Genomic DNA, 19,663 nt, shown 5'->3' with positions numbered 1-19,663 from the left:
GCGTATTTCGAGCCGCGATCGCTGATGATGTTCTCGATGATCCGCATGGCAGCGGTCTAGCCGCGCCCCTTGGCCGAGGCAACCGTGGGCACGAGATCAGTCGCCGTAGGGCGAGTCTGCCGGCGCACCGTCAAGCGTCGTGTAGCCGCGCTCGACAAGCGCCTTGCTCTCGGGGTCGCGGCGCAGGCGCAGCACCCGGTCGCTCTCGGGGTAAGTCACCACGTCACGGACCGCGCGGGTGCCGATGACCAAGTAGCGCACCGGCGCCTCGGTGGCGTTCTCGGCATCTGGCCCTCCTGCCCTGCGTCCGGACGAACCTAGCGCAGGGCGCGCCGCGCGTCAGCGCCGTTCGTCGAGCCGGGCCTCGATGGCGGCCAGTCGCTGGATGACCTGCTCGCGGTAATCCTCGGTGGCGGCAACCTCCTCGACGGCGTGAGCCTCCTGCATCGAGTTGACGATCAGGCCGACAACGAGGTTCACCACCGCGAAGGTGGTGATCAGGATGAACGGCACGAAGAACAGCCAGGCCTCGGGGTGGACCTCCATCACCGGGCGCACGATGCCCATCGACCAGCTCTCCAGCGTCATGATCTGGAACAGCGAATAGGCCGAGGCGCCGAGCGTGCCGAACCATTCCGGAAAGGTCGCCGAGTAGAGCTTGGTGGCGATCACCGAGCCGATGTAGAAGATGATCCCCATCAGCAGGAAGACCGAGCCCATCCCGGGCAGCGCCGAGACGAATCCCTCGACCACCCGGCGCAGGGTCGGCGCCACCGAGACCACGCGCAGCAGTCGAAGGATGCGCAGCGCCCGCAGCACCGCGAGCCCCTGCCCCGCCGGAACCAGCGCAACGCCGACAATGACGAAATCGAAGACGTTCCAGCCCGAGCGAAAGAACGAGAAGCCCCTCGCGTAGAGCTTGGCGGCAAGCTCGGCCACGAAGATCGACAGGCAGATGGTGTCGAGCGCGACGATCAGCCAGCCGATCTCGGCCATCACGGTGGTGGAGGTCTCGAGCCCGAGGATCACGGCGTTGAACAGGATGACGCCCATGATCGCGTATCGCGTCGCGGGACGGTCGAGGAACTCGGCAAGCTTCTGGCGCATCTGAGAAAAGGCTCCGGTCTGGGGTCCGTAGCGATCTAGGGATCGCGGGCACGACAATCCAGTCCCGATGCTGCAAATGCACAAGGGGGATCCGTGTCGGCACGCCCGCCCCGTTCGGGCCACCGCGCGGCGGCGCCCCCGAAAAGAAAACGCCCCGGCAGAAACCGGGGCGAGGAGCCTCTTACGAACGAGACGAGGGGAATTGGGCGGATCACCAATCCTGCGGACCGCGATCGGCGAAGGCATGGACGAGGAAGTCGATGAAGGCGCGCACCTTGGGCTGGGTGAACCGGCCCGGCGGGTAGACCGCGTAGATGCCCTGGGTCTCGACCGGCAGATCCGGGATCGCGTCCTCGACCAGCCCCTGCTTCATCGCGTCGGCATAGAGGTAGGACGGCAGGTAGGCGATGCCGAGCCCGGCGATGCAGGCATTGAGCAGCGACTGCCCGTCATTGACCGACAGCCAGCCAGCGGTGCGCACCTGGCGCTTTTCACCCGACGGCGCGGTGACCTTCCAGACATTGCCGCTCGACTGGTTCGAGTAGTGCAGCAGCTTGTGCTCGTTGAGATCGTCGATCCGCGACGGACGGCCGAACTTCTCGAAATAGGCCGGTGAGGCGATCATGCGCTTGGTGGTCTCGGTAAGCTTGCGGGCGCGCAGCGTGCTGTCTTCCAGCTCACCGATCCGCACGGCCATGTCGAAGCCTTCCGAGATCAGCTCCACGTAGCGGTTGTTGAGCACCATGTTCACGGTGATCTCGGGGAACTCGGCAAGGAAATCGCCCAGAACCGGGCTCAGGTGATTGACGCCGAAATCGGTGGCGACCGAGATCCGCAGCAGGCCCGAGGGCGCCGACTGCATCGAGGTGACCAGCGCATCGGCCTCTCCGGCATCGTTCAGCACCCGGCGGGCGCGATCGTAGTAGGCCAGACCGATCTCTGTCGGCGAGACGCGACGGGTGGTGCGGTTCAGCAGACGCGCCCCAAGGCGCGCCTCCAGCGACGACACGTGCTTCGAGACCGCCGATTTCGAGATGCCCATCTTCTTGGCAGCGTCGGTGAACCCACCTTGGTCCACGACGGTGGCAAACGCCTCCATTTCGGTCAGACGATCCATAACCAGTCCTCACTCGTTCCTCGTTACACCACGATATGCCGCCCGATTGGGGCGCGATTTAGACACGGACGAGACAATACCGGGGTTTCATCACGCTTTGTGTTTGCAGCGGAAACCCGTCAACCAAGCCAAAAAAAGCCGCGCCCCGGTCGCCGGGGCGCGGCCTGTGTCGTTGATCTGAGCTGATGGGTCAGGCGGCTTTCTGGTTGTGCCGACCTTCTTCGATCTCCTCGACGATCTTCGAGACAAAGTCCTTCAAATCGTTCGGGTTGCGGCTGGTGACGATACCGCTGTCGCAGACCACCGGCGCGTCCATGACGCGGGCACCGGCGTTTTTGAGGTCGGTGCGGATCGACGGGTAGGCGGTCATCTCGCGGCCCGCGACGATGTCGGCCTCGATCAGCACCCACGGACCGTGACAGACTGCGGCGATGACCTTGCCCTGCTTGGCAAAGGCGCGAACCAGCGCGATCACGCTGTCCTCGACGCGCAGCAGGTCGGGGTTGATCTGGCCGCCGGGAATGACGAGCGCATCATACTGGTGCGGGTCGGCATCGGCGATCCTGAGATCGGCCTCGGCCTCGCGCCCCCAGTCGGTGCCTTCCCAGCCCTTGATCGCCTTGCCGTCAAGCGTGGCGACATGAACCTCCGCGCCCTTGGCACGAAGCTGGTCGCGGGGAAACTCGAGCTCGGACTGCTCGAAGCCGTTGGTGGAAATAATCAGAACCTTGGCGTTGGTGATGCTGGGCATGTTGGCCTCCTATCCAATCTGCGTTTGGACGGAGAACGCGCACCCCCCGGGCCCGCGTTCCATCGCAACGGCAAACGCCGGTCACGGGTGTGTGAGCCCCGGCCCCTGCGCTGACCGTGCGCCAGCACGGGCAATCAGAGCCCCGCCGCCAGCCGAACGCCCTGATCTATGGCGCGCTTGGCGTCGAGCTCGGCGGCCACGTCGGCACCGCCGATGACATGCACCTCAGGCCCCTCGACCGCATCCGCCAGCACGCGCAGACTCTCCTGCCCGGCGCACAGGACCACCGTGTCGCAGGCGATAAGCTCGGGCTTGCCATCGCGGATGATGTGCAGGCCGGCATCGTCGATGCGCTCGTAGCTCACCCCGGCCTTCATCTGTACGCCCTTGAGCATCAGCGCCGCGCGGTGGATCCAGCCGGTGGTCTTGCCGAGCCGCTTGCCGACCTTCTCGGCCTTGCGCTGCAGCAGCACCACCTCGCGCAGCGGCGCCTCGGGCTGCGGGCCGTCGGGGGCGAGTCCCGAGCGGGCCTTGTCCGGATCGGTGACCCCCCATTCGCGCAGCCACTCGGGCAGGTCCACCGTCGGGCTCTTGCCGGTGACAAGGAACTCCGACACGTCGAAGCCGATGCCCCCGGCGCCGACCACCGCCACGCGCTGGCCGACCTCGGCGCCGCCGCGCAGCACATCGACATAGCTCAGCACCTTGGGATGATCCTGCCCGGGGATCTGCGGATCGCGCGGCAGCACGCCGGTGGCCACGACCACCGCGTCAAAGCCGCTTAGCGCCTCGGCATCGGCGCGCGTGCCCAGCTGCAGGGTCACGCCGGCCTCCTTCACCATCGCGGCGAACCAGTCGACCAGCCCGTCGAACTCTTCCTTGCCGGGCACCTTGCGGGCCATGTTGAGCTGGCCGCCGATCTCGTCCGCCTGATCGAACAGCGTCACCGCGTGGCCGCGCTGCGCGGCGGTGATGGCGCAGGACAGGCCCGCTGGCCCGGCCCCGACCACGGCGATGCGGCGGGCGCTTTCGGCGGGGGCGATCACCAGCTCGGTCTCGTGCCCGGCACGCGGGTTGACGAGGCAAGAGGACACCTTGCCCTGAAACGTGTGGTCGAGGCAGGCCTGGTTGCAGGCGATGCAGGGCGCGATGAGATCGGCGCGCCCGGCCTCGGCCTTGGCGACGAAATCGGGATCGGCGAGGAACGGCCGCGCCAGGCTCACCATGTCGGCGCAGCCCTCCGCCAGAAGCTGCTCGGCGACCTCGGGCGTGTTGATCCGGTTCGAGGTGATGACCGGGATCCCCACCTTGCCCATGAGCTTTTTCGTCACCCAGGCAAAGCCCGCCCGCGGCACCGAGGTGGCGATGGTCGGCACCCGCGCCTCGTGCCAGCCGATGCCGGTGTTGAGGATGGTGGCCCCCGCCGCCTCGATCGCCTGCGCCAGCTGCACCACCTCGTCGTGGGTCGAGCCGTTGGGCACCAGATCGATCATCGACAGGCGGAAGATGACGATGAAATCATCGCCCACCGCAGCGCGGACGCGCTTCATCACCTCGACCGGCAGGCGCATTCGGTTCTCGTAGGAGCCGCCCCAGCGATCCTCGCGCCGGTTGGTGTGGGTGACGAGGAACTGGTTGAGGAAGTAGCCCTCCGAGCCCATCACCTCGACCCCGTCATAGCCGGCCTCGCGGGCGCGGGCGGCGGCGGTGGCGATGTCGGCGATCTGCTTCTCGATGCCGGCCTCGTCCAGCGCCTTGGGCGGGAAGGGCGAGATCGGCGACTTGATCGCGGACGGCGCAACGCAATCCGGCCCGTAGGCATAGCGACCGGCATGGAGAACCTGCATGGCGATCTTGCCGCCCTCGTCATGCACCCGGTCGGTGATCATGCGGTGATGCGCGATGTCCTCGTCCGAAAACAGCCCCGAGGCCCCGGGAAAGACGCCCCCCTCGGGGTTGGGCGCCATGCCGCCGGTGACAATAAGTCCGGCGCCGCCCCTGGCCCGTGCCGCATAGAACGCGGCCACCCGGTTCCAGTCGCCGCGCTCTTCGAGATTGGTATGCATCGAGCCCATCAACACCCGGTTCTTCAGCGTCGTGAAGCCAAGCTCGAGCGGGCGCAGCATGTGGGGGTAGCTGGTCATTGGCGGTCCTCCTTGCGCGCGACCCTGCCGATGGCCCGTGCCGCTGTCAGTCGAAACGTCGCGTCAGAGCCGCCCTGCCATCGCGTCGGCGAACTCGGCCATGAGACCCGCAAAGCGGTCCTCGGGCGGGAAGCCGTCGAAGTGGTGTCGCGCCGGCGTCGTGAACCAGGGCAGCTTCTCGGCGCAGAGCGTTTCGATGAAGGGCTCGCACCAGGCCGGGCGGTCGAACATCACCGGGCGGATATTGACCAGATCCTCCATGCCGGTGATCCGGGTGAAGACCCAAGCAAAGCACGCGGCGCAATGGAAATGCGAACAGACCGGTCCCTTGATGCCGCCCTGCACCGGCGTGCCCGAGACCACCCGGAAGCCCCGCGCCGGCACCATCGCGGTGAGGGAGAAGGCGCTGGCGCTCATCTTCTGGCAGCCGCGGCAATGGCAGGCGGCGGTCATGATCGGTGGGGCCGAGACCTCGACCTGAAGGGCACCGCAGCGGCAGCTTCCGGTGGCGGGCAAGTCGGGCATGGGGGTACCTCCTGTGCGGGCGCGGTCAGGTCGTGGGCCGTTTGCGCGCCACGACGAAATGGTTCGGGAGCTTCGCGGGGTAGCCACCGGTCTCGAGGATCTCGAAGCCCGCCTCCCGGATCGCCGTCTCGAGCTGGGCGGGGCGCAGGAAGCGCACGGATGGCGCCTTGCCGAGCTTCTGCAGCCCCCAGACCGCTGGCCGCAGGTACCACTTGCCCGCCACGCAGGGGGTCTTGGACAGGAACAGCCCGCACTTGCCCAGCGTCGCGTGGATCTGCGACAGGCAGCCCTCGAGGTCATCGAGCAAGTGCAGCAGGTTGAACGCCATCACCGCGTCATAGGAGCCGCCGCCCAGCGCGTCACCGACGCCCGCGCAAAGAAAGCGCAGGTTGGCGGCCTCGCAACGGCTTTCGGCGATGCGGATCATCTCGGCGGAGAAATCGCTGGCGGTGAACTGGCTCACGTCCCCGGCCAGCCGCTCGGCGGTGGAACCGGTGCCGCACCCGAGCTCCAGCACCTGCATCTCGGGGCGCAGCCAGTGGCGCACCCGCTCGAGCGTTGCCTCATAGGACGCGGTGTCGCTCACCGGACGGGCGGCGTAGCGCTCGGCGATCCTGTCCCAGAACGCGGCGCTCATGCGGAGGGTGGCGCGCCGTAGGCGTTCTCACCGGCCTCGGAGGGCCGGGTGAGCCACCAGATCAGCAGGATGAAGATCACCAGCTGCACCACCCAGAGCACCATCACCCCGAGCCCGCCGACGATCAGCCCGGCGGAGGGCGCCGTGCCCGCCTCCATGTCGAGACCGGTGGCGACCATCACGCCGCTCAGCAGCACGAACATCAGCGCGACCGAAATCAGGAAGGGCAGCAGGTAGTACCAGCCGGGCCGGCCAGTATCGTGCAGCCGCCGGAAGCCCAGGCCCAGCGTCGGCAACAGCACCGCAAGCTGGAAGAGCCCCGAGAGCCTCTGACGCACATCGCCGGTCTCGGGATCGGCACCGAAGAGCGCAAGGTCGATCCCGCTCAGGACCGCGGAGGCGAGGATGACGAACAGCATCCACCACCAATAGGCCGGGCGCGAGGCGCGGCCGCTGAATGTCGCGTAGTTGGAAAAGCCATTCCTGATGGCGTCGACGAAGCCCATGATGCGTCTCCTATCCGATGTCGTCCTGCTGGCAGCTCGACGCGTCCGCGCCGGGTGCCGCGAACTGCGCCTCTCGGCCCCGCGTCCAGAACAGCGCCGGGCCACCATACTATGCGTCAGACGCGTATTTCGCGCCCGAAGCGGCCTCGACCTGCGGCAGCACCACCGCGTTCTCGCCCCAGCGCAGCACCACCACCGGCTCGAGCGTGTTGACGAAGACCGCGCTGAGCGTCGTCTCCAGCCCTTCGCAGCGGTAGGGGAAAGGCCCGAGCGAGGCGCCCTCTTCGGCGCGCGCGTCCGCATAGCGCTGGCGCAGCTCGGAAATCCGGAAGGCGTATTCGTTGGCGGTGCAGAGCGGCAAGCCCATGTCAGAGGTCCAGCAGGCGTCGCGCCCCTTGATCCAGCCGCGCTGCATCGCCCTGAGCGTGGCGTGCGCATCGGGGTCCATGTTCGGCCCGGTGGACGCCGCCGTGAAGAGCCGCGCCAGTTCGATATCGAGCGCGGCGAGCGCATCGAAGGAACAGACCGCCTCCTCGGCGCCGGACTGCGCCTTGGCACAGTCGAAAGAGGGCTCAAGCGCCGTCGCGCCATGGTTAAGGGTAACAAACGCAACCAGAGCGATAGCCGTGAAAAGGTTTGGCTTTACAAGCATGAAAATGCGCCCCCAAGGGCCGGCTGATCGAAGGATAGCATACAGTCAAACGCCGGTGATTCAAAATTGTTGCCTCAAGATCAGGCGATTCGATCAACCATGACACGATGCAAGTCCGCCTGTTTAAGAAAATTGTTTATCAAAGTGAGGCGCGACGCCTGAACCGTCACTTTGGCGACACAACGGGCAGCGCGAATCAATGTAACCACTCCGTGTGCCGTGAGTGACGCTTCGCTCGCCGGATCAGCGCTCGGCGGCATTTATTGTGTAACCAGTGTCTCTTGGCAGGGGCTCGGTTCGGACGTCGGGGATGCGGCGATCGGACCCAATTTCGCGAATACGCGAGTGTTTTTTCAAGTCGGGGATTTTAACCCTCCTGCCTGGGTTGTATAACGCCTCCGGCGCCGCGGATCCGTGCCGCGCGCCGGAGGCCCTTCATACCCGGGAGCGAGACATGGACCTGCGCAGAGCCGCGCCACAGTTCCCGACACGCCGGGTACCGCCTTCATCTGCCGCTTCCATCGACAATCTCATTCAAGCATGACCCCACGCCTCAAGGTGAGCGCCACCTATCCCGACCTGATCGGAATCTGCCTCCTCAGGGGGCTGTCCGAGGAGGAGCAGCGCGCCTTTCTCGATGCCTGCACACCGCGGCATTACTGCGAAGAGACGACGCTTCTCACTCAGTCCGAACACACCGCCGGGTTCTATATCGTGGCACGCGGCCGGGTGATCATCAGCTTTCTCGATGTCGAGGGAAATCTCAGCGTCATTCACGTGGCTGGCCCCGGTGAGATCATGGGCGATGTCGAATGCCTGTCCGACATGCCTTGCGCCGCGACCTGCACGTCGCTGCCCGATACCACGATGCTCTACGCCCCCGTGTCGCTGCTGCTGGAATACGCCCAGAAACCCCAGGTCATCCGGAACATTGCCCGGATCCTTCATGGGCGACTGGTCCGCGACAACGAGAACCGCGCCGTCGAGCAGTTCCAGACCGTCGATGCGCGGTTGCTAAATTACCTGTGTGTCCTCAGCACCCCCGACGATCCCGACATCCGCATCAGCCAGGCACATCTGGCGACGCTGATGGGGTGCTCGCGGCAGAAGGTGAACCGGATGCTCAAGGATCTTGCCGAGCGCGGCTCGGTCGAACTCGGGCGGGGCCGCATCCGCATTCTGGACCGCAAGAGCATCGGCTGCGAGCTCGAGCAGGGCGATATGACCTACGAGGTGGGCGGCTGAGGCCCCGCGGCCTTCAGGCTGGCAAGGGCGCCCGGAGGCGCCCCCGCCGATAGCAGGTCACTCCGCGGCGTCGCGGCGCGGCAGCACCCATCCCGGGCGCGGATAGTGGCAGGTATATCCGTTCGGGAACCGCTCGAGGTAATCCTGATGCTCGGGCTCGGCCTCCCAGAACGCGCCCACCGGCTCGACCTCGGTCACCACCTTGCCGGGCCAAAGTCCGGAGGCATCGACATCGGCGATGGTGTCGAGCGCGGTCTGCTTCTGCGCCTCGTCGACATAGTAGATCGCCGACCGGTAGCTCATGCCCACATCGTTGCCCTGCCGGTTCAGCGTGCTCGGGTCGTGGATCTGGAAGAACACCTCGAGGATCTGCCGATAGCTGATCCTTGCAGGGTCGAAGATGATCTCGATCCCCTCGGCATGGGTGCCGTGGTTGCGGTAGGTCGCGTTGGGCACATCGCCGCCGGTATAGCCGACGCGGGTTGCCTCCACGCCGGGAAGCTTGCGGATCAGGTCCTGCATGCCCCAGAAACAGCCGCCGGCCAGAACTGCACGTTCGCTCATGTCACATCCTCCACCTGGTCGAGATAGGCACCATAGCCTTCCGCCTCCATGTCGTCGCGATGCACGAAGCGCAGCGAGGCCGAATTGATGCAGTAACGCAGCCCGCCGCGATCCGCCGGCCCGTCGGGAAAGACGTGGCCCAGATGCGAGTCGCCGTGGGTCGAGCGCACCTCGACCCGGACCATGCCATAAGAAGTGTCGCGCAGCTCCTGCACGTGAGCGGGCTCGATGGTCTTCACGAAGCTCGGCCAGCCACAGCCGCTCTCGTACTTGTCCGACGAGGCAAAGAGCGGCTCGCCCGAGACCACGTCGACGTAGATGCCCGGCTCCTTGTTGCCGAGATACGCGCCGCTGCCCGGGCGCTCGGTGCCGTTCTCCTGCGTGACCCGGTACTGCTCGGGATCGAGCGTGGCGATCACGTCGGGATTTCTTTCATAAGTTGCCATTGGCGCCTCCATGATCTGTCTGCCCCTAAGATGGGTCCGATCCGCATCAATGCAAAGCCTGTTTCATCGGCCTGACCCTGCCGTGATCGGCTCCCGGCGGCGGCGGTATCATGCAACCCCGGCTCGCGGCAGCGGAACCGGCGGCAACCCGCCAAAACCCGCCCCCGGGTTTCGGCAATCCGCCGCCCGCAGCGAGCTCGCTTCCCGGCAGCGGGGATCTTTTTCCGCCCTGCGCACTTATCTCATCGATCGACGCGACGATGCGTCGGGTGAAACGGACCAATGGAGGACCACCGATGACCTTCCGCTCGACCAGACCAGCCCTCGCCGCCCTGCTGGCGGCCAGCCTTTCCTTCCCCGCGCTCGCGCAGGAAAGCGACACTTCAGAGACCACGCTCCCGCCCAGCGCGCAGGGTGCGGTTGAATCCCAGCTCGGCGCCTCGGACGTGCCCGCGAGCGTCGGCGAGCTGATGTCCGACCTCAGCGGCGACGGCGTCGCGATCCCGACCGGCGACATCGCCGAGGAGACCGAGGTCGAGATCCTTCCGCTCGGCGCGCTCGAGAGCGCCGGCGAGGACCGCGAGGCCGCACTCGACAATGCGCTCGCCCGAGCACGGACCAAGCTCGACATGCTGCAGACCCAGGTGAAGGGCAGCGCGGCACTGAGCGACGCACTCGCGGCCGAGGGCTACGACACGGACCGCGTGCTCGGCGTCTACCGCACAGCCGATCAGGCCATGACGATCCTGATCGACGACCGCGCCTGAGGGCCGGTCTCACCTATCGCTATCGCGCCTGCCGGGACACCCCTGCCCGAGCTCACGATGCAGGCGCGCCCGGCCCGGCCCCTTTGCTCCCGGGGGGCGGGCCTCCCGCCGCTTCACGAGAGCCGCGCCACCGCCCAGCGCGCCGCGTCGCGCACCGTCTCGCAACCATCCTCGCAGAGCGCCTGCACCGCTGACCGCAGCGCCGGATCCCCCGAGTTCCCGATGGCGTAGCAGACGTTCCGCACGAAGCGGTCGCGCCCGATGCGCTTGATCGGCGAGCCCGAGAACAGCGCCCGGAACGCCGCATCGTCGAGAGCCGCCAGTTCCGCTAGCTCGGGTGCCAGCAGCTCGTCGCGGGCGTGGTACTTCATCTCCTGCGCCTGCACCGCGAACTTGTTCCACGGGCAAGCGGCAAGACAATCGTCGCAGCCGTAGATCCGGTTGCCCAACCCCGGCCGCAGCGCCTCGTCAACCGGGCCGTGATGCTCGATGGTCAGGTAAGAGATGCAGCGCCGCGCATCGAGCTGGTAGGGGGCCGGGAAGGCATCGGTCGGGCAGACGTCGAGACAGGCCCGACACGAGCCGCAATGGTCGCGCTCGGCCCCGTCCGGCTCCAGCTCCAGCGTGGTGAAGATGGCGCCCAGAAAGAACCACGAGCCCAGCTCGCGGCTCACGAGGTTGGTGTGCTTGCCCTGCCAGCCAAGGCCCGCAGCCTGCCCCAGCGGCTTTTCCATCACCGGCGCGGTGTCTACGAAAACCTTGATCTCCGCGCCGCCGCCCTCGCGCTCGGCCTCGGCGATGAGCCAGCGTCCGAGCCGCTTCAGCCGCTTCTTGACCACGTCGTGATAGTCGCGGTTCTGGGCGTAGACCGAGATCGCCGCCCGGTCGCGCTGCTCGAGCACCGCCATCGGATCATGCCCCGGGCCGTAATTCTCGGCCAGCATGATCACCGAGCGCGCCTCGGGCCAGAGTGCCTTTGGGTCGCCGCGCCAATGCGTGCGCTCCGCCATCCAGCCCATCTGCCCGTGCCGCCCGGCCTCGAGGAACGCCGCCAGCCGCTCTGCCAGCTGCGGCACGTCGCCGGGACGGCAGACCTTGCATGAGGCGAACCCCACCTCCGCCGCTTCCGCCACCAGCTTGCGCTTCAAAGACACCCGCCTGCCCTTCTCTACGTCCAAAATACTCCGGGGGAGTCGCGCCGCGCGCGACGGGGGCAGCGCCCCCTCCCGGCTCTCCGTCTCGCCCTGTCGTAAGGGCGGACGTGCAATGCCGCCGATAACCTTTGACCGGTCATTGCCTGCAATCGCCCTTTAGGGGCCCGGTTCGGGGCCTGTCAACGCATCCCCTCTCCCGGGGCACCCCCATGCCGCGCATCATTGGCACCGGCGCTTGCATCCCGGAGCTGTTTCACGTGATACGGCGCCTCAGCCCCCTCAGACCGACGGTAGCCAGAATGTCCCAGCCCGATCCCTTAAAGACCGACTGCTCGAAATGCGCCGCCCTTTGCTGCCTCGCGCTGGCCTTCGACAAGGGCCGCGACTTCGCCTTCGACAAGAATCCGGGCGAGCCCTGCCGCAATCTCTCGGGCCACAGCTGCGCGATTCACGACCGGCTGAGCGAAGAGGGGTTTCCGGGATGCGTCGCCTATGATTGCCTCGGTGCCGGCAACCGCGTCGTGCAGGAAGTCTTCGGCGGCCAGAGCTGGCAGACCGAGCCGAGGCTGACTCGGGCGATGATGGAGGCGTTCTCGGCCATGCGAGAGGTGCACAAGCGCATCGACCTGCTGCGCGCTGCGCTGTCGCTGTCGCTCGATCCGCGCGCCGAGCAGACCTGCCGGGAGTTCCTTGCCCGTCTCGAGCAACATCGCTGGAGCGGGCGCGAGCTCAACGAGTTCGAGGTCGGCCTGGCGCTCGAGATCGACATCTTCGTCTACAGCCTCAAGGACGTGCTGCCGGAAGATTTCTTCGCCGACCGCTGACCGAGAGGATCTCTCGCCGCTTCACGGCGCCGATCGATCAAGCGGCCGTCGGCCGCGTGCCGGTCAGCCCCTCAGAAATCGAGGTCGGCGTAATGCGGCGGCGGCGGGAAGCCGGGGATCTGGTCGGCGAGGATCGAGCGGAAGGCCGGGCGCGACTTGATCTTGGCGTACCAGTCCTTGACCGTCTCCGAGCGGTTCCAGTCCACGTCCGAGATGTAGTCGAGCGCCGACAGATGCGCCGCGGCGGCGAAATCCGCCAGCGTCATCACGTCGCCTGCCAGCCAGCGCCGGTGGTCGAGCAGCCAGGCCATGTAGTCGAGGTGATACTTGATCGCCTTGGCCCCGGCCTTGACGTTGGTGCTGTCCGGGAAGCCCTGCTTCATGATCTTCTTGTTGACGCGTTCGTAGAGCAGCTTCGAGGTCACCTCGTGGTGGAACTTGTCGTCGAACCACGACACCAGCCGGCGCACCTCGAGCCTTGCATCGGCCGAGCGCGGCATCAGCGGCGGCTCGGGGTATTTCTCCTCGATCCATTCGCAGATCGGGGCGCTTTCCGACATCGTCTTGCCGTCGATCTTCAGCACCGGAACCTTGCCGGCCGGGTTGCGGCGCAGGAAGTCGGTGTCCTTCTCCCAGTAGCGCTCTTCGACCAGTTCGCACTCGATTTTCTTCTCGGCAAGGCTCAGGCGAACCTTGCGGCAGAACGGGGACAGCGGCACGTGATAAAGCTTGGCCATGGGGCGATGGTATCCGAGAGGTTTGGGAACTGCGAGCACCTTTGCCCCCAATCCCCCTAGGTTTCAACTGGGCACAGGCGCCCGCGCGATGCGCCGCCTACCTGCCAGTGTCTCAGATAACCTCGATCACGTCCTTGTCGATGGCCAGCATATAGCCGCGCCGGGCGATGTTCTTGACCAGAAGTTCGCTGACCATCTGGTTGCCGAGCCCGTCGCGCAGGCGCTTGATGCGCGTGGCGCCCGCCGCCTCCTCGCAATCGCCGGCGTCGCGCCCCGAGATCATCGCCTCGATCTGCGCCCCCGAGAGCATTTCGTCATCCATCCGCGCCTCGGCCAGCACCGCCAGCGTCTCGACCATCGCCTCGGTGAGCTTGAAGCCCATGGTGTTGAGATAGACGGTGTTCTCCTCGCGGCTGATGATCAGCGAGCTGACCTGGATGCCCGAGCGCTCGATCTGCGCCATGCGGCGGTTGAGGATCACCAGCATGACAAGGAACACCAGCGCCGCGACAAGCAGCGCCGTGGCGAAGACCAGCAGCACGAAGATTACCATCCGGTAACTCGCCAGCGTGTCCGAGAACGCGGTGCCCGACTGGGCAAGGATCTCGAGCAGCTTGACCTCGGCCTGCCCGGTGAGCGTGTCGTTCTCGATGAACAGCCTCTCGACGCGGGCGTTGAAGGCGTTGGCGTCCGGCAGGGTGAACATCAGCAGCACGCCGGCACCGACCAGCAGCATCACGATGGCGGCGATGCCGACGCCCACCAGCCGCGCGCCAGTGCGTCTTGCGTCAGTAGCGGAGGTAGTACTCACCGGCGTTGGCCCTCTTGCTGTCACCGGGTTCCTTGGTCGAAAGCCCGACCACGTTCAAGAGCGTCCAGCCATCGCGGGCCAGGGCGGCGGAGAGTTGCTCTGCCGCGGCGCCGCTGCCGGGGCAGTCCCCCGGCAGGCGCGAGATGCCGTAATGCAGGCGCAGCGGGCTGTCCTGCTTGGCCTTGTACTCGACAAAGCAGTCGGCCCGCGCGGCGGCGGGCAGGACGAGCGCCACAAAGAGGGGAAGAAGGATGCGTTTCATGGCCGCGACCCTGCGCCCGGGCCGGGTGCAATTCAATAGCAGAGCGCCTGAAACCGGCCGGTTATCCGATAACCGGGGGCCGATATTGCCTGAAATCGCGTGTCCGGCCGAGGGTCGGGACAGGGCGTCGGCCAGAACGGCGGCGCCACTCGTCACGACAGACACGCCAACAGGAGACCCCCATGTCCCGCAAGTTCATCGCCGCCGTTCTGGCCGCTTCGCTCGCCATCACCACCTTCTCCGCCGCGCCCGCCCGGGCCGACGGCAAGGATGCCCTCAAACTGATAGGGGCCGCGGGCGCGCTCTATCTTCTCGGCAATTCGATCGCGCAGGCCCGTGAGCGGGCCGAGGACGAGCGCAAAAAGGACAAGCGGAAGAAGGAAGAGAAGGCGCGCCAGGAAGCGCATGCGAAGCAATGGCGCGAGCGGCACGAGAACCGCCGCGACGAACGCCACGACGCTCGCCGCACAGATCCGCCGCGCGTCGTGGGGCCTGCCTTCGGTCAGCGCCGCGATGCGCAATACGTGCTGCCCGCGCGCTGCATGATGCGCATCGAGGGTGGCGGCAGCCGCTACGCCTTCGACCGCGACTGCATGACCAATGCCGGGGTCCGCACCAGCCGCCTGCCCGATGCCTGCGAAATGTATGTGCGTGACGGTGGCCGCAAGGAACGCGCCTTCGACGGCGCCTGCCTGCGCCGGAACGGCTACGGGCTCGAGGCGGTGCGACAGTCCGGGCCGAACCTGCCGCGCCCCTATCGCCGCCAGTACTGAGACCAGCAGACAGCGGCATCGGCGTGGAGTCCCGTCCGCCCGGTGTCGCAGCGCGCGGGGTGCCGAGCAGGCCCCGCGCGCTCTTTTTTTGCCGTCGCTCTTACGCCGGCGCCCGGGGTGCGGTGATCGTCACCGGCGTGTCGAGCCAGTGTTCCTCGAGATTGGGCGTGCCCCCGATCCGGTCGACCACGGCGAACATTCCCGGCGCGTGCAGCGGCGTCAGCACCCCGTGCCATGTGCCGCGATAGAGGTTGATCCCCTGCCCCGGCGCTGCGAGGAAGGCCGAGATCTCTCCCGGCTCCGCCCCGGCTTCGGCAACGATCACCAGCCACGGGTTGCGGTGCATCGGAAGGAAAGCCTGGCTGCCCTCGGGGTGCCGCTCGACCATCTCGAGCAGGTAGGGCAGATCGCGCGGCACCGCGTCGAACAGGCTGATCCCGGCACGGCCTTCGGGGCCGAAATCCATCGAGGCACGGTCGTGGTAGCGGCCGCAAAGGCCTTGATTGATGATCTTGTCCGGATCGCCGGAGATCTCGAGCACGTCTCCGAACGGCGCGAAGGCGCCGGCGGTCAGCGGCTGTGCAACGATGGTCTTCATGACAGCACGCTTTCCAGCCGCAGCCGGGCGATGCGCTCGACCTGCCGGCAGGCTTCCCTGAATTCGGTTCCGGTGTCGTTTTCGAGACGGCGCTCGAAGGCCGCAAGAATGCCGGCCTTGTCGTGATCGCGCACCGCGATGATGAAGGGGAAGCCGTGCTTCTCCATGTAGGCGGTGTTGAGCTCGGTGAACCGCCGGCGCTCGGCGTCGGTCAGCGCATCGAGCCCGGCGCTGGCCTGTTCCGAGCTGCTGTCCTCGGTCAGCCGCTTGGCGGCGGCGAGCTTGCCGGCAAGGTCGGGGTGCGCGCGCAGCACGCCCATCCGCTCGTCATCGCTGGCGCTGCGCAGCACCCGCGCCAGCGCGTTGGCAAGACCCGCCGGCGTGTCATGCGCCGGGCCGAGCTCGAGCTCGAAAGCGCGCTCGCCAACCCAGTCCGAATGCTCGACGATGCCACCGAACCGCGCCACGAAGGTGTCGCGATCCATCAGGCTCGGGCGGTCACGCTTCACCGGCGGGTGGGTCGCGGCCCAGTGCTCGGCGATCTCGATGCGGCGCGGGGTCCAAACCCCGTCGAAGCCGGCAATATAGTCGAGGAAACGCTTCAGGCCCGCCACCTTGCCCGGGCGACCGATCAGACGGTTGTGCAGACCGATCGACAACATCGCCGGCTTGCCCGCCTCGCCCTCGGCATAGAGCGTGTCGAAGCTGTCCTTGAGATAGGTGAAGAACTGCTCCGCCTCGATCCAGCCGGGACTGACCGAGAAGCGCATGTCGTTGGCCTCGAGCGTGTAGGGGATGATCAGTTGGTCGCGACCGTCGATCTCGAGCCAGTAGGGCAGATCGTCGTCGTAAGTGTCGGAGATATAGGCGAACTGGCCGGTCTCGGCGGCCAGACGCACGGTGTTCTCCGAGCAGCGCCCGGTGTACCAGCCGCGCGGCGGCTCGCCCACCACCTCGGTGTGCAGCCGGATCGCCTCGGCGATGGCGGCGCGCTCCTCCGCCTCGGGCATGTCCTTGTGCTCGACCCACTTGAGGCCATGGCTGGCGATCTCCCAGCCGGCCTCCTTCATCGCCTCGACCTGCTCGGGGTTGCGCGCCAGCGCAGTCGCGACGCCGTATATCGTCAGCGGGATGCCGGCGCCAGTGAACAGCCGGTGCAGCCGCCAGAACCCGGCCCGCGCGCCGTACTCATAGATCGACTCCATGTTCCAGTGCCGCTGGCCCGGCCACATCGCCGCGCCGGGGATGTCCGACAGGAAGGCCTCGGAGGCGGCATCGCCGTGCAGGACGTTGTTCTCACCGCCCTCCTCGAAGTTCAGCACGAACTGCACCGCGATCCTGGCATTGCCGGGCCATTTCGCGTCGGGGCGGTCCGCTCCGTAACCGATCATGTTGCGGGGGTAACGCTGCATCTGGCCCCTCCTTGGCTTGGGTCGTGTTGTCATCTTCGGGTAATCGCGCTCTAACCGGGACGGAACCGCAAAGGACCGGCACACAGGCGCGGCGATGCCCCGCTTATCCGCCCTGCCCAAGAAAGGAGCAAGAGGAATGGCCGACGGATATCTCACCACCCACGTGCTCGACACCGCCCGGGGCGTTCCCGCCGAAGGCGTGAAAATCGCGCTCTACAAGGTTTCGGGCAATTCCCACCGCAAGATCGCCGAGACGGTGACCAATGCCGATGGCCGCACCGAAAGCCCGATCCTGCCGAAAGACCAGTTCAAGACCGGCACCTACGAGCTGGTCTTCTTTGCCGGCGCCTATCTCAAGGCCACCGGCCAGTCCGGCGCCGAGCCGCTGTTCCTCGACGAGATCCCGCTGCGCTTCGGCATGGCCGACCCGGACGCGCATTACCACGTGCCGCTGCTGCTCTCTGCCTACGGTTATTCCACCTATCGCGGCAGCTGAGCCGCCCCGCCTCACCGGATCGTGCAGCGCCGCGGCTTGCCCTGCGCTGCACCCGGAGCGTACCCCTGTTCCCGACCCTGAAGGCCGGACCCGAGGACCCACCACGATGCGCATCCTGATTGTCGAGGACGATGCCGTGCTCGGCGACGGGCTGAGCGTCGGGCTGCGCCTGTCGGGCTTCTCGCCCGAACTGGTGGAGACCTGCGCCGACGCCCGTCACGCCATCGCCATGGAGGGATTCGAGGCGGTCGTGCTCGACCTGATGCTGCCCGACGGTTCCGGGCTCGAATTGCTGCGCGAGTTGCGGCAGAGCGGCTCGGACATGCCGGTGCTGATGCTCACCGCGCGCGACGGGCTCGACGATCGGGTCACCGGGCTTGATGCCGGGGCCGACGATTATCTCGGCAAGCCCTTCGAGCTGCCCGAGCTTTCGGCCCGCCTGAGGGCGCTGACCCGCCGCGCACAGGGCCGCGCCGAGAACCTGCTGCACTGGAACGGCCTCGCGCTCGACACCGCAAGGATGAGCGGGAGGCGCGGACCGGAAGAGATCGCCTTCTCACGCCGGGAATACACCGTGCTGGCCGCACTGATGGAGCGCCCGGGCAGCATCCTGTCGAAGGCGACGCTCGAGGAGCGGCTCTATGGCTGGCAGGAGGATATCGAGAGCAACACCGTCGAGGTGCATGTCCATCACCTGCGCGCCAAGCTCGGCAGCGGCTTCATCCAGACCGTGCGCGGGGCCGGCTACCGGCTGGCCCCGGAGGCCGCGACATGAGCTCGATCCGCGGCCGGCTTCTGGCGATCCTGCTGCTGGCGACCGGGGTGATCTGGCTCTCGGCGGCGCTCTGGACGCAGGTTTCGACCCGCGCGCAGGTCATCCAGGTGCTCGACCGGCGGCTCGAGGAATCCGCCCGCATGGTCGCCTCGCTGATCCGCGAGGGCGGGCTGAGCGTGGATCAGGCGGCGCAGGCGGCCCGCATGGAGCGCGCGGATGCCGACGGGTTTCACCTCCTGCACCAGCTGTCCTGCCAGATCTGGGGCCTCGACGGCACCTTGATCAGCGAAAGCGCCGGCGCACCAGAGGGCCGTCTCAGCGAGGCCGGCAACGGGTTCAGCGAAAACGAGGTCGATGGCGAGCTTTGGCGGGTCTTCACGCTGGCCGACCCCGAGCTCGACTTTCGCGTCATGGTCGGCGACGCGCAGGCGATGCGCGACCAGCTGGTGCGCAACGTGACGCTGGGCCAGCTCGCCCCGACCGCCCTGATGCTGCCGCTGCTGGCGGCGCTGATCTGGCTCACGGTGGGGCGCGGCCTGCGCTCGCTCGACCGGCTGGGTGCGGCGCTCTCGAACCGGCCCGCCAGCGATCTCGGCCCGCTCGACGAGGCCCCCGCCCCGCGCGAGCTGCGCCCGATGATCGCGGCCCTCAACGGCCTGCTGCGCCGGGTCGACGCGGCGCGCGACCGCGAGCGCAGCTTCACCGCCTTTGCCGCGCACGAGCTGAAGACCCCGCTCGCCGGGCTGCAGACGCAGGCCGAGATCGCCCGCATGGCGCCCGACACCGCCACCCGCACCCGCGCCCTGGTGCAGATCGAGCAGGGCGTGAAGCGCACCGACCGGATGGTGAAACAGCTCCTCGCGATGACCGCGGTCGAGCACCCGCCGGGCGCGGCCTCTGGCGCGCCACAGGACGGGGCCGCGCTGCTGCAGGCGGTGGCCGACGACCTCGCGCCGCTGGCCGGGCGGCTGGGGGTGAGCCTGCAGGTCTCTGCCCCGCCCGGGCTCTGGTCCACCGCCGAGACCACGCTGCTGCAGACCGCGCTGCGAAATCTCGTCGAGAACGCACTGCAGGCCTCGCCCCGCGGCGAGACCGTCTCCGCGGCGCTTTCGCTCGAGGGCGCGGGCGCGGTGTTCGAGATCCGCGACCGCGGTCCCGGCATTTCCGACGCCGAGCGCCCGCATGTGACCGAGCGGTTCTTTCGCGGGGCGGGCGCCACCACCAGCGGCAGCGGGCTGGGTCTTGCCATCGTGGCCACCGCGGCCGCGCGCATGGGCGGGTCGCTCCACCTCTCTCCGCGCGAGGGCGGCGGCGAGTGCGCGCGACTGATCCTGCCACGCTGAGCGCATCGCGCTTATGG

24 protein-coding genes are annotated in these 19,663 nt (G+C 67.4%); 7 read left to right on the top strand and 17 right to left on the bottom strand.

What is annotated here, in order from left to right; translation table 11 throughout:
* Positions 1-96: 96 nt before the first annotated feature.
* The 9 genes from R2601_RS26780 to R2601_RS08770 all read right to left on the bottom strand — a co-directional run bounded on the left by R2601_RS26780 (position 97) and on the right by R2601_RS08770 (position 7,439).
* On the bottom strand, positions 97-261 hold the full coding sequence (locus R2601_RS26780) for a hypothetical protein (protein ID WP_007796771.1): 165 nt from the start codon (positions 259-261) through the stop codon (positions 97-99).
* A 78-nt stretch (positions 262-339) separates the two neighbouring features.
* Positions 340-1,107: an ion transporter gene (locus R2601_RS08805; protein WP_007796768.1), complete on the bottom strand. Its 768-nt coding sequence runs from the start codon at positions 1,105-1,107 to the stop codon at positions 340-342.
* Positions 1,108-1,318: 211 nt separating this feature from the next.
* Entirely contained in the window at positions 1,319-2,224 is a 906-nt protein-coding gene (locus R2601_RS08800; RefSeq protein ID WP_007796765.1) for a LysR family transcriptional regulator, read from the bottom strand.
* 190 nt (positions 2,225-2,414) lie between these two features.
* Positions 2,415-2,975 (bottom strand): type 1 glutamine amidotransferase domain-containing protein, encoded by a 561-nt coding sequence (locus R2601_RS08795; protein WP_007796762.1) that lies wholly within the window; start codon positions 2,973-2,975, stop codon positions 2,415-2,417.
* Between the two features lie 134 nt (positions 2,976-3,109).
* Positions 3,110-5,119: an NADPH-dependent 2,4-dienoyl-CoA reductase gene (locus R2601_RS08790; protein WP_007796759.1), complete on the bottom strand. Its 2,010-nt coding sequence runs from the start codon at positions 5,117-5,119 to the stop codon at positions 3,110-3,112.
* A 63-nt stretch (positions 5,120-5,182) separates the two neighbouring features.
* Positions 5,183-5,644, bottom strand: coding sequence for a GFA family protein (locus R2601_RS08785; protein WP_007796757.1), 462 nt, complete (start codon positions 5,642-5,644; stop codon positions 5,183-5,185).
* Between the two features lie 25 nt (positions 5,645-5,669).
* Complete coding sequence (locus R2601_RS08780; RefSeq protein WP_007796754.1) at positions 5,670-6,281, bottom strand: class I SAM-dependent methyltransferase; 612 nt, start codon at positions 6,279-6,281, stop codon at positions 5,670-5,672.
* Positions 6,278-6,787, bottom strand: coding sequence for a DUF805 domain-containing protein (locus R2601_RS08775; RefSeq protein ID WP_007796750.1), 510 nt, complete (start codon positions 6,785-6,787; stop codon positions 6,278-6,280). Before R2601_RS08775 ends, R2601_RS08780 begins: the two co-directional genes overlap by 4 nt.
* 109 nt (positions 6,788-6,896) lie before the next feature.
* A complete protein-coding gene (locus R2601_RS08770) occupies positions 6,897-7,439 on the bottom strand; it encodes an MliC family protein (protein WP_007796748.1) in 543 nt (180 codons plus the stop codon).
* 540 nt (positions 7,440-7,979) lie between these two features.
* Between R2601_RS08770 and R2601_RS08765 the strand changes: the two genes are divergently transcribed.
* On the top strand, positions 7,980-8,684 hold the full coding sequence (locus R2601_RS08765) for a Crp/Fnr family transcriptional regulator (protein ID WP_007796746.1): 705 nt from the start codon (positions 7,980-7,982) through the stop codon (positions 8,682-8,684).
* Between the two features lie 57 nt (positions 8,685-8,741).
* On the opposite strand, the gene msrA is transcribed toward R2601_RS08765, so the two are convergent.
* Together msrA and msrB are read right to left on the bottom strand one after the other, a co-directional pair.
* On the bottom strand, positions 8,742-9,248 hold the full coding sequence (gene msrA / locus R2601_RS08760) for a peptide-methionine (S)-S-oxide reductase MsrA (protein WP_007796742.1): 507 nt from the start codon (positions 9,246-9,248) through the stop codon (positions 8,742-8,744).
* Positions 9,245-9,694 (bottom strand): peptide-methionine (R)-S-oxide reductase MsrB, encoded by a 450-nt coding sequence (msrB, locus tag R2601_RS08755; protein ID WP_040544526.1) that lies wholly within the window; start codon positions 9,692-9,694, stop codon positions 9,245-9,247. Before msrB ends, msrA begins: the two co-directional genes overlap by 4 nt.
* 296 nt (positions 9,695-9,990) lie before the next feature.
* Between msrB and R2601_RS08750 the strand changes: the two genes are divergently transcribed.
* Complete coding sequence (locus R2601_RS08750; RefSeq protein ID WP_007796736.1) at positions 9,991-10,461, top strand: hypothetical protein; 471 nt, start codon at positions 9,991-9,993, stop codon at positions 10,459-10,461.
* Between the two features lie 113 nt (positions 10,462-10,574).
* Here the strand turns inward: R2601_RS08750 and queG are convergent, their stop codons facing one another.
* Positions 10,575-11,615: a tRNA epoxyqueuosine(34) reductase QueG gene (gene queG / locus R2601_RS08745; RefSeq protein WP_040544523.1), complete on the bottom strand. Its 1,041-nt coding sequence runs from the start codon at positions 11,613-11,615 to the stop codon at positions 10,575-10,577.
* A 299-nt stretch (positions 11,616-11,914) separates the two neighbouring features.
* On the opposite strand from queG, the gene R2601_RS08740 reads away from it, so the two are divergent.
* The gene (locus R2601_RS08740) at positions 11,915-12,439 is read left to right on the top strand and encodes a hypothetical protein (protein WP_007796728.1); all 525 of its coding nucleotides are present in this window, start codon (positions 11,915-11,917) and stop codon (positions 12,437-12,439) included.
* A gap of 71 nt (positions 12,440-12,510) precedes the next feature.
* Here R2601_RS08740 and fzlA read toward each other — a convergent pair whose 3' ends face one another.
* The 3 genes from fzlA to R2601_RS08725 form a co-directional block, all read right to left on the bottom strand.
* Positions 12,511-13,176: an FtsZ-binding protein FzlA gene (gene fzlA / locus R2601_RS08735; RefSeq protein WP_007796726.1), complete on the bottom strand. Its 666-nt coding sequence runs from the start codon at positions 13,174-13,176 to the stop codon at positions 12,511-12,513.
* A gap of 112 nt (positions 13,177-13,288) precedes the next feature.
* A complete protein-coding gene (locus tag R2601_RS08730) occupies positions 13,289-13,939 on the bottom strand; it encodes a winged helix-turn-helix domain-containing protein (protein WP_007796723.1) in 651 nt (216 codons plus the stop codon).
* A gap of 25 nt (positions 13,940-13,964) precedes the next feature.
* Positions 13,965-14,249: a hypothetical protein gene (locus R2601_RS08725; protein ID WP_007796719.1), complete on the bottom strand. Its 285-nt coding sequence runs from the start codon at positions 14,247-14,249 to the stop codon at positions 13,965-13,967.
* A 182-nt stretch (positions 14,250-14,431) separates the two neighbouring features.
* Here R2601_RS08725 and R2601_RS26775 point away from each other — a divergent pair, with 182 nt between their 5' ends.
* Complete coding sequence (locus tag R2601_RS26775; RefSeq protein WP_007796717.1) at positions 14,432-15,022, top strand: hypothetical protein; 591 nt, start codon at positions 14,432-14,434, stop codon at positions 15,020-15,022.
* Positions 15,023-15,122: 100 nt separating this feature from the next.
* Here R2601_RS26775 and R2601_RS08715 read toward each other — a convergent pair whose 3' ends face one another.
* Together R2601_RS08715 and puuE are read right to left on the bottom strand one after the other, a co-directional pair.
* Positions 15,123-15,620 (bottom strand): ureidoglycolate lyase, encoded by a 498-nt coding sequence (locus R2601_RS08715; protein WP_007796714.1) that lies wholly within the window; start codon positions 15,618-15,620, stop codon positions 15,123-15,125.
* Positions 15,617-17,032 (bottom strand): allantoinase PuuE, encoded by a 1,416-nt coding sequence (gene puuE / locus R2601_RS08710; RefSeq protein WP_007796710.1) that lies wholly within the window; start codon positions 17,030-17,032, stop codon positions 15,617-15,619. The genes R2601_RS08715 and puuE overlap by 4 nt, the downstream gene beginning before the upstream one ends.
* Positions 17,033-17,168: 136 nt before the next feature.
* On the opposite strand from puuE, the gene uraH reads away from it, so the two are divergent.
* The 3 genes from uraH to R2601_RS08695 all read left to right on the top strand — a co-directional run bounded on the left by uraH (position 17,169) and on the right by R2601_RS08695 (position 19,646).
* Positions 17,169-17,528, top strand: coding sequence for a hydroxyisourate hydrolase (gene uraH, locus R2601_RS08705; RefSeq protein WP_007796707.1), 360 nt, complete (start codon positions 17,169-17,171; stop codon positions 17,526-17,528).
* Between the two features lie 106 nt (positions 17,529-17,634).
* Entirely contained in the window at positions 17,635-18,303 is a 669-nt protein-coding gene (locus tag R2601_RS08700; protein ID WP_007796703.1) for a response regulator, read from the top strand.
* Positions 18,300-19,646 carry an ATP-binding protein gene (locus R2601_RS08695; protein WP_007796701.1) on the top strand — a complete coding sequence of 449 codons (1,347 nt, stop codon included), beginning with the start codon at positions 18,300-18,302 and terminating at the stop codon, positions 19,644-19,646. The genes R2601_RS08700 and R2601_RS08695 overlap by 4 nt, the downstream gene beginning before the upstream one ends.
* Positions 19,647-19,663 lie beyond the last annotated feature (17 nt).

The organism is Salipiger bermudensis HTCC2601 (assembly GCF_000153725.1).
In the GTDB taxonomy this organism is placed as follows: domain Bacteria; phylum Pseudomonadota; class Alphaproteobacteria; order Rhodobacterales; family Rhodobacteraceae; genus Salipiger; species Salipiger bermudensis.
The sequence above is the reverse complement of the archived record's forward strand: the minus strand, read 5'-3'. Positions and strand labels throughout refer to the sequence as shown.

Excerpts from the sequence above, each read along its gene's own strand:
- uraH (WP_007796707.1), top strand. The coding sequence starts at position 17,169 with ATGGCCGACGGATATCTCACCACCCACGTGCTCGACACCGCCCGGGGC.
- puuE (WP_007796710.1), bottom strand. The coding sequence starts at position 17,032 with ATGCAGCGTTACCCCCGCAACATGATCGGTTACGGAGCGGACCGCCCC.
- R2601_RS08740 (WP_007796728.1), top strand. The coding sequence starts at position 11,915 with ATGTCCCAGCCCGATCCCTTAAAGACCGACTGCTCGAAATGCGCCGCC.
- R2601_RS08780 (WP_007796754.1), bottom strand. The coding sequence starts at position 6,281 with ATGAGCGCCGCGTTCTGGGACAGGATCGCCGAGCGCTACGCCGCCCGT.
- R2601_RS08785 (WP_007796757.1), bottom strand. The coding sequence starts at position 5,644 with ATGCCCGACTTGCCCGCCACCGGAAGCTGCCGCTGCGGTGCCCTTCAG.
- R2601_RS08725 (WP_007796719.1), bottom strand. The coding sequence starts at position 14,249 with ATGAAACGCATCCTTCTTCCCCTCTTTGTGGCGCTCGTCCTGCCCGCC.
- fzlA (WP_007796726.1), bottom strand. The coding sequence starts at position 13,176 with ATGGCCAAGCTTTATCACGTGCCGCTGTCCCCGTTCTGCCGCAAGGTT.
- R2601_RS08795 (WP_007796762.1), bottom strand. The coding sequence starts at position 2,975 with ATGCCCAGCATCACCAACGCCAAGGTTCTGATTATTTCCACCAACGGC.
- msrB (WP_040544526.1), bottom strand. The coding sequence starts at position 9,694 with ATGGCAACTTATGAAAGAAATCCCGACGTGATCGCCACGCTCGATCCC.
- msrA (WP_007796742.1), bottom strand. The coding sequence starts at position 9,248 with ATGAGCGAACGTGCAGTTCTGGCCGGCGGCTGTTTCTGGGGCATGCAG.
- R2601_RS08765 (WP_007796746.1), top strand. The coding sequence starts at position 7,980 with ATGACCCCACGCCTCAAGGTGAGCGCCACCTATCCCGACCTGATCGGA.
- R2601_RS08695 (WP_007796701.1), top strand. The coding sequence starts at position 18,300 with ATGAGCTCGATCCGCGGCCGGCTTCTGGCGATCCTGCTGCTGGCGACC.
- R2601_RS26775 (WP_007796717.1), top strand. The coding sequence starts at position 14,432 with ATGTCCCGCAAGTTCATCGCCGCCGTTCTGGCCGCTTCGCTCGCCATC.
- R2601_RS08805 (WP_007796768.1), bottom strand. The coding sequence starts at position 1,107 with ATGCGCCAGAAGCTTGCCGAGTTCCTCGACCGTCCCGCGACGCGATAC.
- R2601_RS08770 (WP_007796748.1), bottom strand. The coding sequence starts at position 7,439 with ATGCTTGTAAAGCCAAACCTTTTCACGGCTATCGCTCTGGTTGCGTTT.
- R2601_RS08790 (WP_007796759.1), bottom strand. The coding sequence starts at position 5,119 with ATGACCAGCTACCCCCACATGCTGCGCCCGCTCGAGCTTGGCTTCACG.
- R2601_RS08800 (WP_007796765.1), bottom strand. The coding sequence starts at position 2,224 with ATGGATCGTCTGACCGAAATGGAGGCGTTTGCCACCGTCGTGGACCAA.
- R2601_RS08750 (WP_007796736.1), top strand. The coding sequence starts at position 9,991 with ATGACCTTCCGCTCGACCAGACCAGCCCTCGCCGCCCTGCTGGCGGCC.
- R2601_RS08715 (WP_007796714.1), bottom strand. The coding sequence starts at position 15,620 with ATGAAGACCATCGTTGCACAGCCGCTGACCGCCGGCGCCTTCGCGCCG.
- R2601_RS08700 (WP_007796703.1), top strand. The coding sequence starts at position 17,635 with ATGCGCATCCTGATTGTCGAGGACGATGCCGTGCTCGGCGACGGGCTG.
- R2601_RS08775 (WP_007796750.1), bottom strand. The coding sequence starts at position 6,787 with ATGGGCTTCGTCGACGCCATCAGGAATGGCTTTTCCAACTACGCGACA.